Annotated in this window: 13 protein-coding genes; 12 read left to right on the top strand and 1 reads right to left on the bottom strand. The window is 39.1% G+C overall.

The genetic code is table 11. The features are described 5' to 3' along the window. Positions 1-17 precede the first annotated feature (17 nt). The gene (locus HPB14_RS01225) at positions 18-1,496 is read right to left on the bottom strand and encodes a DEAD/DEAH box helicase (protein ID WP_000422529.1); all 1,479 of its coding nucleotides are present in this window, start codon (positions 1,494-1,496) and stop codon (positions 18-20) included. Positions 1,497-1,684: 188 nt separating this feature from the next. On the opposite strand from HPB14_RS01225, the gene HPB14_RS01220 reads away from it, so the two are divergent. From HPB14_RS01220 to hcpE, 12 genes are all read left to right on the top strand, one after another. Then, positions 1,685-2,713 carry a flagellar basal body P-ring protein FlgI gene (locus HPB14_RS01220; RefSeq protein ID WP_000832074.1) on the top strand — a complete coding sequence of 343 codons (1,029 nt, stop codon included), beginning with the start codon at positions 1,685-1,687 and terminating at the stop codon, positions 2,711-2,713. Beyond that, positions 2,710-3,027, top strand: coding sequence for a hypothetical protein (locus tag HPB14_RS01215; RefSeq protein ID WP_000609429.1), 318 nt, complete (start codon positions 2,710-2,712; stop codon positions 3,025-3,027). Before HPB14_RS01220 ends, HPB14_RS01215 begins: the two co-directional genes overlap by 4 nt. Next, positions 3,024-4,169, top strand: a complete 1,146-nt coding sequence (gene flgS, locus HPB14_RS01210; protein WP_000748831.1) for an acid survival sensor histidine kinase — start codon at positions 3,024-3,026, stop codon at positions 4,167-4,169. Before HPB14_RS01215 ends, flgS begins: the two co-directional genes overlap by 4 nt. A gap of 204 nt (positions 4,170-4,373) precedes the next feature. After that, a complete protein-coding gene (gene dps, locus HPB14_RS01205; RefSeq protein ID WP_000846455.1) occupies positions 4,374-4,808 on the top strand; it encodes a DNA starvation/stationary phase protection protein in 435 nt (144 codons plus the stop codon). Between the two features lie 20 nt (positions 4,809-4,828). Next, a complete protein-coding gene (locus HPB14_RS01200) occupies positions 4,829-5,113 on the top strand; it encodes a DUF2018 family protein (protein WP_001206051.1) in 285 nt (94 codons plus the stop codon). Next, the gene (locus HPB14_RS01195; RefSeq protein WP_001004058.1) at positions 5,106-5,501 is read left to right on the top strand and encodes a hypothetical protein; all 396 of its coding nucleotides are present in this window, start codon (positions 5,106-5,108) and stop codon (positions 5,499-5,501) included. Before HPB14_RS01200 ends, HPB14_RS01195 begins: the two co-directional genes overlap by 8 nt. Before the next feature lie 9 nt (positions 5,502-5,510). Next, positions 5,511-6,434, top strand: a complete 924-nt coding sequence (locus tag HPB14_RS01190) for a polyprenyl synthetase family protein (protein WP_001156670.1) — start codon at positions 5,511-5,513, stop codon at positions 6,432-6,434. After that, complete coding sequence (gene hemA / locus HPB14_RS01185; protein WP_000418302.1) at positions 6,434-7,783, top strand: glutamyl-tRNA reductase; 1,350 nt, start codon at positions 6,434-6,436, stop codon at positions 7,781-7,783. The genes HPB14_RS01190 and hemA overlap by 1 nt, the downstream gene beginning before the upstream one ends. Before the next feature lie 3 nt (positions 7,784-7,786). Then, complete coding sequence (gene proS / locus HPB14_RS01180) at positions 7,787-9,520, top strand: proline--tRNA ligase (protein WP_000899249.1); 1,734 nt, start codon at positions 7,787-7,789, stop codon at positions 9,518-9,520. A gap of 10 nt (positions 9,521-9,530) precedes the next feature. After that, positions 9,531-10,451 carry a hydroxymethylbilane synthase gene (hemC, locus tag HPB14_RS01175; protein WP_000413796.1) on the top strand — a complete coding sequence of 307 codons (921 nt, stop codon included), beginning with the start codon at positions 9,531-9,533 and terminating at the stop codon, positions 10,449-10,451. Continuing rightward, positions 10,451-10,822, top strand: a complete 372-nt coding sequence (locus HPB14_RS01170; RefSeq protein WP_001235923.1) for a c-type cytochrome — start codon at positions 10,451-10,453, stop codon at positions 10,820-10,822. Before hemC ends, HPB14_RS01170 begins: the two co-directional genes overlap by 1 nt. Before the next feature lie 93 nt (positions 10,823-10,915). Next, positions 10,916-11,983, top strand: a complete 1,068-nt coding sequence (gene hcpE, locus HPB14_RS01165; protein WP_000111722.1) for a Sel1-like repeat protein HcpE — start codon at positions 10,916-10,918, stop codon at positions 11,981-11,983.

Here is an 11,983-nt window from a genome sequence, read left to right as displayed (position 1 = left end):
TTTCCTTTTTAAATATTTTAACGGCGTTTGGGTTTTTTAGAATAATGGTTCGTTTTAGGGTGTCTGTCTCTGTGCTGACCCTTTTTGAAAGAACGCGCTGGCTCATGCGGGTGCGTTTTTTTGTTAGAGGGTTTTGGCGTTTTCTCTTTAGGGTTTTGAATCGCATCAATTTCTTGCTGGTTCAAGCCGATTTTGCTGGTTTCAAACTGCAAACTCAAAAGTTTTAAAACCAATTGAGACGGCTCAAAAATTTCGGTAAGCTGTTCATAAAGGCTGATGATCCCTTCAGACACTTTAGCGTCATGCAAGGTTTTGATGATCTGATTTTCGTTAATGGTGGGGATTTCAAAAAGTTCAATCTCTGAATCAATTTCTTTTTGCATGCGTAAAAGCTCTTTGTATTCTAAGGGCGTTACTAAAGTGATCGCCATGCCTTTTTTGCCCGCTCTTCCGGTTCTCCCGATGCGATGGATATAGCTCTCGGTATTTAGGGGCAAATGGTAATTAAACACATGGCTTACACCGCTAATGTCTAGCCCACGGCTCGCTACATCTGTAGCCACTAACACATCAGCATCATTTTTTTTAAACGCCATGATAGAAGCACGCCGATCCCTTTGATCCATATCCCCATGCAAGGCGGTGCTTTTGTAATTTTTAGAAGCAAGGAATTGGTGCAATTCATCGGCTTCTTTTTTAGTGCGCGTGAAAACGATGCTTTTTTTGGGCGCTTGGGTGTCTAAAAGGCGCATGATCGCTTCGGCCCTCTCATGCTCATTGATCACATAAAAGCGTTGGGTGATGTCGGTGTTAGTGATATTAGAAGGAGCGATATGGATTTTAATAGGGTTTTCTAAAATCTTATCCGCTAGTCTTTTAATCGGCTCTGGCATCGTGGCTGAAAAAAGCAAAATCTGTGCTTCGCTAGGGAGGTAGTCAAAAATCTCTTCAATATCGTCTAAAAACCCCATATCCAGCATTTCATCGCTTTCATCTAAAACGACCACTTTAGGCACAAATTTATGGATGCGTTCGTTTTTTAAATGATCCAACAATCTTCCTGGTGTAGCGATCATCACTTGGGGGTTTTTCTTAATAAATTCGCATTGTTTTTTAACGCTCTGCCCTCCATACACGCACACGGTTTTAGTCCTGGTATGTTTGCCCAATTTAAAAATCTCATCGCTAATTTGCATGGCTAATTCTCTGGTGGGCGTGATCACTAAGGCCTCTATGGTGTGGTTGTTTTTAAGGTTGTTGATAATGGGCAGAGCGAAAGCGGCGGTTTTTCCTGTGCCTGTTTGGGCTTGCGCGATGACATCTCGGCCTTGCAAAACAGCCGGAATGGCCTTTTCTTGAATGGGGCTTGGGGAAGTGAAGCCGGCTTCATAAACGGATTTTAAAACCGATTCTTTTAAGCCCAAGTCATTAAAACTCGGCTTATGATAAGCGTCATCATCAATTTCTGTAGGGAGTGGTGGTTGATTCAATTCCATGGGAGATTCATACCTCAATTTAATTTGAAACTTTATAAAAAGTTAATAAAAGGCTAAAATTAAAATCTTTGATTTAAAGTTTATAAGATTTTTGAGTATAGCATAAAAATGCGCTCAATTAAGTTTAAAGTTTTTATAAAAGGCTTATGCTAAAATAATTAGAATTAAGGAATAAAGAAAGGGTTTGATTGAAACGGGTGTTTTTGTGGCTTATTTTTGTATTAGCTTTCCACAAGCTTTTGGCCGAAAAAATAGGCGATATAGCGAGCGTGGTGGGCGTAAGGGATAACCAGCTGATTGGCTATGGGCTTGTGATTGGCTTAAATGGCACAGGGGATAAATCCGGCTCAAAATTCACCATGCAATCCATTTCTAACATGCTAGAGAGTGTGAATGTTAAGATCTCTGCAGATGATATTAAATCTAAAAATGTCGCTGCAGTGATGATTACAGCCTCCTTGCCCCCCTTTGCAAGACAGGGCGATAAAATTGATATTCACATTTCTTCTATTGGGGATGCAAAATCCATTCAAGGAGGGACTTTGGTGATGACCCCTTTAAATGCGGTAGATGGGAATATTTACGCTCTCGCTCAAGGGGCTATCGTTTCGGGTAATTCCAATAACTTGCTCTCAGCCAATATCATCAACGGGGCGACTATTGAAAGGGAAGTTTCGTATGATTTGTTCCATAAAAACGCCATGGTTTTAAGCCTAAAAAGCCCCAATTTTAAAAACGCTATCCAAGTGCAAAACACCCTAAATAAGGTGTTTGGCAATAAAGTGGCCATAGCGCTAGATCCAAAAACCATTCAAATCACTCGCCCAGAGCGTCTTTCTATGGTGGAGTTTTTAGCTTTAGTGCAAGAAATCCCTATTAATTACAGCGCGAAAAATAAGATCATTGTAGATGAAAAATCAGGCACAATCGTTTCAGGAGTGGATATAATAGTGCATCCTATAGTGGTTACAAGCCAAGACATCACGCTTAAAATCACTAAAGAGCCTTTAAATGACTCTAAAAACACGCAGGATTTAGACAATAACATGTCCTTAGACACCGCTCACAACACGCTGAGTTCTAACGGGAAAAGCATCACCATTGCCGGGGTGGTGAAAGCCTTACAAAAAATTGGCGTGAGCGCTAAGGGGATGGTTTCAATCTTGCAAGCCCTAAAAAAAAGCGGTGCGATTAGCGCTGAAATGGAGATACTATGATAAACAACAATAAAGCCATGTTAGAGCAATACAACGTTTCTAAATTAGCGAGCGAAGAGAAATTAAAAACGCTAGCTCAAACTAAAAACGACAAGCTCCTCAAAGAACAAACCGATTCTTTTGAAGCGTTGCTTTTAAAATTCATGCTAGATACTGCTATGAAAATGGATAACCCTTTGTATCCTAAAGCCCCAGGCGATGAGATTTATGCATCCATGTATAAGGACACGCTTTCTAAAGAATTGAGCGGGAATTTTGGTTATAGTGAAATGCTGTTTAATTTCTTAAAAGAGCGAGAAAAACAAAAACCATGAAAAAATCCAAGCGCTTAAAACGCCCTTATTTAAAGCGTTCCCATTTGAAACACTCTAATAAGACTTCTTCTTTCAAGGAGTTGTTAAAAAAAGAGGATAATGTGATTTCATTAGAAAATTTTAAACCCAAAGAGAGCGAAGATTTATTAGAGAATTTTTCCAATAAAAAAGACATGCAAGAATTGCTAGGGCTTTTAAACCAATTTATTTTACAAAGCTACAAGGTGGAAAAGGAGTTTAAGGATTATAAAGCCCTTTATGAATGGGTCATAGAGATTTTACCGCAAGCCATTTGGGTGATGAATGAAAACGGGAGCTTTTTTTATAAAAATTCTTTAGCCAATCAAAGCCATGAGGTATTCAATAAGGCTAAATTAGAAAATTTTAACACTGAAATTGAACATGAAAATAAAAGCTATTTAGTCCAGCAAAACAGCATTCAAGGCAAGCAAATCATCACCGCAACCGATATTAGCGCTCAAAAACGCCAAGAGCGGCTCGCTTCTATGGGGAAAATCTCAGCGCATTTAGCCCATGAGATCAGAAACCCTGTAGGCTCTATCTCTCTTTTAGCTTCAGTGTTATTAAAGCATGCGAACGAAAAGACTAAGCCCATTGTTGTGGAATTGCAAAAAGCTTTATGGCGCGTAGAAAGGATCATTAAAGCCACCTTGCTTTTTTCTAAAGGCATTCAAGCCAACCGCACCAAGCAGAGTTTAAAAACGCTAGAGAGCGATCTCAAAGAAGCCCTAAATTGCTACACTTACTCTAAAGACATTGATTTTCTTTTTAATTTTAGCGATGAAGAAGGGTTTTTTGACTTTGATTTAATGGGGATTGTGTTACAAAATTTCTTGTATAACGCTATTGATGCGATTGAAGCCTTAGAAGAGAGCGAACAGGGGCAGGTGAAGATTGAAGCGTTCATTCAAAATGAATTTATCGTCTTCACCATTATTGATAATGGTAAGGAAGTGGAAAACAAAAGCGCTTTATTTGAGCCTTTTGAAACCACTAAATTGAAGGGTAACGGCCTAGGGTTAGCCCTGTCTTTACAAGTCGTTAAGGCCCATGAAGGGAGCATTGCGCTATTAGAAAATCAAGAAAAAACCTTTGAAATTAAGATTCTTAACGCTTCTTGAGTGATAATATCCCCCTTAAAAAATGAGTTTTACGATAAAATAAATTTTTAAAAAGATTAAAGAATATTAAATTGAATAGAGTTTATCAATATTTGACAAAAATAAGATCAAAACAATTTTTCATTAACTCTTTTGGTGTAGGATAGCGATCAGGGTTTTTATGAAAGTAAAAGCCTAAAACAATTTTAAAAAAAAGGACTTTTGATGAAAACATTTGAAATTTTAAAACATTTGCAAGCGGATGCGATCGTGTTATTTATGAAAGTGCATAACTTCCATTGGAATGTGAAAGGCACCGATTTTTTCAATGTGCATAAAGCCACTGAAGAAATTTATGAAGAGTTTGCGGACATGTTTGATGATCTCGCTGAAAGGATCGCTCAATTAGGACACCACCCCTTAGTCACTTTAAGCGAAGCACTTAAACTCACTCGCGTTAAAGAAGAAACTAAAACAAGCTTCCACTCTAAAGACATCTTTAAAGAAATTCTAGGCGATTACAAACACCTAGAAAAAGAATTTAAAGAGCTTTCTAACACCGCTGAAAAAGAAGGCGATAAAGTCACCGTAACTTATGCGGACGATCAATTGGCCAAGTTGCAAAAATCCATTTGGATGCTAGAAGCCCATTTGGCTTAAGCGACCAAAAAGAAGCCAGCATGAGAGATTACAGCGAGCTTGAAATCTTTGAGGGAAACCCCTTAGACAAGTGGAATGACATTATTTTTCATGCGAGTAAAAAGCTTTCTAAAAAAGAGCTAGAAAGGCTTTTAGAGCTTTTGGCTCTTTTGGAAACTTTTATAGAAAAGGAAGACTTGGAAGAAAAGTTTGAATCTTTCGCTAAAGCTTTAAGAATGGATGAAGAGTTGCAACAAAAAATAGAGAGCAGAAAAACAGACATTGTGATCCAATCCATGGCGAATATTCTCAGCGGGAATGAATGAGCTTATCCGCTATGGCTTGATATTCCTCTTTTTTTTAAAAGCGTTTGGGCTTGATTATGGGATAGATGAAATGCTAGAATTAAAAAAAGATGAAGCGTTTAGAGCCGTTATCAAAGACACTTCTAACGAACAAACCAAAGAAATCACGCTCTATTGGACGCTATATGCAAATAAAGGTTTAGTCATCAACATGCGTTTTAACCATTTCCCTTACCAGTTTATTTTATACACCGATCATGCGAGAAACACCTATAATCTCAAAGTTTTTGAAGAAAAATTTTCTTCTAACAGCACTCTGTCGCTTGTGTTTAAAGATTTTAAAGAAGATAAAGCCACTTTAAGATTTTTAGCCCTTATGCCCCTTGTTTTTTCCCCTAAAGAGCCTTAAGGAATTTGCATGCAAGAAAAACAACTTAAAACCATTCAAAATAAGATCGCTTCTTGGATCAAAGAAATTGAAAGCGACTTTATAGATGCATTGTTTTCTAAGATTGGCCCTTCAAAAATGTTGCGTTCCAAACTCATGCTCGCTTTGTTAGACGAAAAAACAGACGCTATTTTATTGGATAAAGCCTTCAATTTGTGCGCGATTGTAGAAATGATACAGACCGCTTCTTTATTGCATGATGATGTGATTGACAGAGCGACCATGCGCCGAAAACTCCCCAGCATTAACGCTCTTTTTGGCAATTTTAACGCCGTGATGCTTGGTGATGTGTTTTATTCTAAAGCCTTTTTTGAACTATCTAAAATGGGTGAATCCATCGCTCAAATCCTCTCTAATGCGGTTTTAAGGCTCTCTAGGGGCGAGATTGAAGATGTGTTTGTGGGGGAAAGTTTTAATAGCGACAAACAAAAATACTGGCGTATTTTAGAAGACAAGACCGCTCATTTCATGGAAGCGAGCTTAAAGAGCATGGCGATTCTTTTAAATAAAGACGCCAAAATGTATGCGGATTTTGGATTAAATTTTGGCATGGCGTTTCAAATCATTGATGATTTATTAGACATCACTCAAGACGCCAACACTCTAGGTAAGCCCAATTTTAGCGATTTTAAAGAGGGCAAGACCACTTTACCCTACTTGCTTTTATATGAAAAATTAAATCCGCATGAACAAGGGCTTTTAATTTCTTATTTTAAACAAGATAGCCATGAAATCATAGAATGGACTAAGGAAAAATTCAAGCAACATGGTATCATAGAAGAAACCCTTAAAATCGCTCAAGTTTATTCTAAAAAGGCCCTTGAAACCATTAAAGGGGAAAACAATTTGATTTTAGAAAAACTAGCGCAAGATGTCATTTATAGGACTTTTTAATGGAGTTAGAAACTCATTTGTCAAAATATTTCACCCTAGCCTTTACGCATAAAAGCATGAGCTTAGAAATGCGAGAAAAACTCGCTATCAATTCGCCTGCAACGCTTAAAGAATTTTTACAAACCATTAAAAACCATTGCCCTAACATCAAAGAGTGCATGGTATTATCCACATGCAATCGCTTTGAAATCTATGCGAGCCTGAAACACGGCGCTAATACTAATGAACAAAAAAGCGCACTATTAAAGATTTTGGCTCAAAATAAAAAAATGAGCGTGTCTGATTTGGAAAAATGCGTTTTAATGAACACTGATGAAAGCGCAGTCCATCATGTCTTTAGCGTGTGCAGCAGTTTGGATAGCTTGGTGGTTGGGGAAACTCAAATCACAGGGCAGATGAAAAACGCCTATAAATTCGCTTTTGAAGAGAAATTTTGCTCTAAAGATTTAACCCGATTGCTCCATTTTGCTTTCAAATGCGCCGCTAAAGTGCGCAATCTAACCGGCATTTCCAAGCAAGGGGTCTCCATCTCTTCAGTGGCGGTCAAAGAAGCGCTTAATATTTTTGAAAAAGAAAGGATTAAGGATAAAAAAGCCCTTGTGATAGGGCTTGGCGAGATGGCTCAATTGGTCATCAAGCACCTTTTAAACAAGCAATTTGAAGTGCTTATTTTAGGGCGTAATGCGGCTAAATTTGAAGATTTCATCAAAGAATTAGAAGAGCCTAAAAAAGTGGGCTTCCAAAATATAGAAAATTTAAACGCTCATATCAATGAATACGAACTGCTTTTTTGCGCCACTTCTTCGCCGCATTTTATCGTGCAAAATTCCATGCTAAAAGAAACGATTTTCAGGCGTTTTTGGTTTGATTTAGCCGTGCCACGGAATATTGAAAAGCCGGTATGCAATAATATTTTCTTATACAGCGTGGATGATTTAGAGCCTATGGTTAAGGAAAATGTGGGAAACAGGCAAGAAAGCAGAACAAAAGCTTATGAGATTGTAGGGCTTGCCACAATGGAATTTTACCAATGGATCCAGAGTTTAGAAGTAGAGCCTTTGATTAAGGATTTAAGGGAATTGGCTAGGATTTCAGCCCAAAAGGAATTGCAAAAGGCGCTCAAAAAACGCTATGTGCCTAAAGAATACGAAGGCAATATTGAAAAGATCTTGCACAACGCTTTCAATACCTTCTTACACCACCCTACTATCGCCTTAAAAAAGAACGCTCAAAAAGAAGAATCCGATGTGCTTGTGGGCGCGATTAAAAACTTGTTTAATTTAGACAAATCTACCACTTGTCATGCCCAGAATTTGAATCTCTATAAATGCGAATATTACGAGGAATAATGCATGCTGTTTTCAAAACTCTTTGCCCCCACTCTCAAAGAACCCCCAAAAGATGCCGTGTTAAAAAGCCATAAGCACTTAGCTCAAGCAGGATACATTTATCAAGTAGGCAGTGGGATCTATAATTTTTTGCCTTTAGCTAAAAAAGTGCTAGACAAAATAGAAAATATCACACACAAACGCATGCAAGAGCATGGGGCGCAAAATATTTTAATGAGTTTTGTGGTTTTGGCGAGTTTGTGGGAAAAATCAGGCCGTTTGGATAAATACGGCAAGGAATTATTGGTTTTTAAAGACCGAAAAGACAATGATTTTGTTTTAAGCCCCACTTTAGAAGAAAATATCACCGAAATTGCCGCTAATTTCATCAAAAGCTACAAGCAATTACCCGTGCATCTCTATCAAATTCACACGAAATTCCGTGATGAAATCCGCCCACGATTCGGGTTGGTGAGAGCGAGGGAATTTATCATGAAAGATGGTTATAGCTTTCATGAAGACGCTGAAAGCTTGGATAAGGAATTTTTAAACACGCAGAGCGCTTATAAAGAAATTTTAAGCGATTTGGGTTTGGATTTTCGCATCGTGGAAGCGGATAGCGGGGCGATTGGGGGGAGTAAAAGCAGGGAATTTGTCGTTTTAACAGAATGCGGGGAAGACACGATCGTGGTGTGTCAAAATTGCGATTATGCCGCCAACATTGAAATCGCTAAACGCTCTAAAAGGCCTGAGCCTTTAAATGTCCCCAAAGCGCAATTAGCGAAATTCCCTACCCCTAATACCACCAGTGCGCAAAGCGTGGCGGAGTTTTTTAAAACAGAGCCTTATTTTGTTTTAAAAGCGCTTGTTAAAAAAGTGATCCATAAAGATAAAGAAACCCTAGCGTGCTTTTTTGTTAGGGGCGATGACAATTTAGAGGAAGTTAAAGCTCTAAATGCTTTGAACATTATAGGAGCGAACGCTTTAGAATTAAGAGAGGCCAGCAAAGAAGATTTAAACCACACAGGGTTAATAGCGGGCTTTATAGGGCCTTATGGCTTGAAAAAGCATGTTTCTTATATCATTTTTGATGAAGATTTAAAAGAGGGCGATTGTTTGATCGTTGGGGCTAATGAAAAGGATTTTCATGCGGTGGGCGTGGATTTAAAAGGGTTTGAAAACCTTGTTTATGCGGATATTGTCCAGGTTAAAGAGAGCGATTGTTGCCCTAATTGTCAAGGGGCGTTGAAATACCATAAGAGTTTGGAAGTGGGGCATATTTTCAAACTCGGGCAAGGCTATGCTAAAAGCTTGAAGGCGAGTTTCTTGGATAAGAATGGCAAGGAGCAATTTTTTGAAATGGGGTGCTATGGGATAGGCATTAGCCGGTTGCTCAGCGCGATTTTAGAGCAAAAAAGCGATGATCTAGGCTGTGTGTGGACGAAAAATACCGCTCCTTTTGATGTGGTGATCGTGGTTTCTAATTGGAAAGATGAAGCGCAAAAAAAACTCGCTTTTGAAGTGTATGAAAGGCTGCTCCAAAAGGGCGTTGATGCGCTGTTAGATGACAGAGACGCGCGTTTTGGGGCGAAAATGAGGGATTTTGAATTGATTGGGGAGCGGTTAGCGCTGATTGTTGGGAAGCAAACTTTAGAGAGCAAGGAATTTGAATGCATCAAACGGGCTAATTTAGAAAAACAAACGATCAAAGACACCGAATTAGAAGAAAAAATTTTAGAAATGTTAGCGAGCGAATAAGGGGGAGGGAATGGAAAAATTAGTGATTGGCTCTAGGGGGAGCGAATTAGCCTTATGGCAAGCGAATCACATTAAAGAACGCCTGAAAAAAGAATGCTTTATAGAAAGCGAGATTCAAATCGTTAAGACTAGGGGCGATAAAATCTTAGACACCCCTTTAAATAAGATTGGCGGTAAGGGGCTATTCACTAAGGAATTAGAAGAATTGCTTTTAAAAGGCGAAATTGATTTGGCGGTGCATTCTTTAAAAGATGTGCCGGTCGTGTTTGAAAAGGGGTTGGACTTGGCATGCATCACTAAAAGGGCTGATGTGAGGGACACTTTTTTGAGCGTGAAATTCCCTGATTTGATGAGCTTGCCTAAAGGAGCCAAGGTTGGCACGACTTCTTTAAGGCGCTCCATGCAACTCAAACTGAAGCGCCAGGATCTAGACACAGAAAGCTTGAGGGGGAATGTCCAAACCCGTTTGAAAAAGCTTGAATGCGGTGAATTTGACGCTATCATTTTGGCTGAAGCCGGGTTGTGCCGCCTAGAAATTCAAGGGGCGAAATACCGCAAGGCTTTTAGCGTAAAAGAAATGATTCCTAGCATGGGTCAGGGGGCTTTAGGGGTAGAAATGCTCAAAAACCACAAGCATTTTATTACGCTCCAAAAACTCAACGATGAAGAAAGCGCGTTTTGTTGCCATTTAGAAAGGGAGTTTATTAAGGGGCTTAATGGAGGGTGTCAGATCCCTATAGGCGTGCATGCGAGTTTAATGGGCGATAGGGTTAAAATCCAGGCGGTTTTGGGCTTGCCTAACGGGAAAGAAGTCATCACTAAAGAAAAGCAAGGGGATAAAACTAAAGCGTTTGATTTAGTTCAAGAGCTTTTAGAAGCGTTTTTACAAAGCGGGGCTAAAGAGATTTTAGAAAAGGCGCAGTTGTTTTAATGCGTTTGTTTATCGCGCTAGTTTTGTTCTTGTGGTGGTTAAGTTTGAACGCTAAGGAAGCGGATTTCATCTCTGATTTGGAATACGGGATGGCCCTTTATAAAAACCCTAGGGGTGTTGCGTGCGCGAAATGCCATGGCATTAAAGGCGAAAAACAAGAAATCACTTTTTATTATGAAAAAGGCGAGAAAAAAATCCTCTACGCCCCTAAAATCAACCATTTAGATTTTAAAACCTTTAAAGACGCCTTGAGTTTAGGCAAAGGCATGATGCCTAAATACAATCTCAATTTAGAAGAAATCCAAGCGATTTACCTTTACATCACCTCTTTAGGGCATAAAGAAGAACATAAGGATTCTTCCAAGCCTTAATCAAAGCGCTTGATTTATGCTAAAATGGAGCGTTGCATTTTTTGTTTTGATTAAAGAAGGGTTCTAAAAATCAGAATTTAAAAGAAGGAAGAAATGAGTGTCAAAATTTTAAAAATATTAGTTTGTGGGTTATTTTTTTGGAGCTTGAACGCCCATTTATGGGGGAAACAAGACGATAGTTTTTTGGGGGTTGCTGAAAGAGCCTATAAAAGCGGGAATTATTCTAAAGCCATGTCTTATTTTAAAAAAGCATGCAATGATGGGGTGAGTGAAGGTTGCACGCAATTAGGAATCATTTATGAAAACGGGCAAGGCACTAGAATAGATTATAAAAAAGCCCTAGAATATTATAAAACCGCATGCCAGGCTGATGATAGGGAAGGGTGTTTTGGTTTAGGGGGGCTTTATGATGAGGGGTTAGGCACGGCTCAAAATTATCAAGAAGCCATTGACGCTTACGCTAAGGCATGCGTTTTAAAACACCCTGAGAGTTGCTATAATTTAGGCATCATTTATGATAGAAAAATCAAAGGCAATGCCGCTCAAGCGGTTACCTACTACCAAAAAAGCTGTAATTTTGATATGGCTAAGGGGTGTTATGTTTTGGGCGTGGCTTATGAAAAAGGCTTTTTAGAAGTCAAACAAAGCAACCATAAAGCCGTCATCTATTATTTGAAAGCGTGCCGATTGGATGATGGGCAGGCTTGTCGCGCGTTAGGGAGTTTGTTTGAAAATGGCGATGCAGGGCTTGATGAAGATTTTGAAGTGGCGTTTGATTATTTGCAAAAAGCTTGTGGGTTAAACAATTCTGGTGGTTGCGCGAGTTTAGGCTCTATGTATATGTTAGGCAGGTATGTCAAAAAAGATCCCCAAAAGGCTTTTGATTATTTCAAACAAGCATGCGATATGGGGAGCGCGGTGAGTTGCTCCAGGATGGGCTTTATATATTCCCAAGGGGACGCTGTTCCAAAAGACTTGAGGAAAGCCCTTGATAATTATGAAAGGGGTTGCGATATGGGCGATGAAGTGGGTTGCTTCGCTCTAGCGGGCATGTATTACAACATGAAAGATAAAGAAAACGCCATAATGATTTATGACAAGGCCTGTAAGCTAGGCATGAAACAGGCATGCGAAAACCTCACTAAACTTAGAGGGTATTGA

Source organism: Helicobacter pylori HUP-B14, assembly GCF_000259235.1.
Taxonomy (GTDB): domain Bacteria; phylum Campylobacterota; class Campylobacteria; order Campylobacterales; family Helicobacteraceae; genus Helicobacter; species Helicobacter pylori_CU.
Note: the sequence above shows the minus strand (reverse complement) of the source record. Positions and strands in the feature narration are given on the sequence as shown.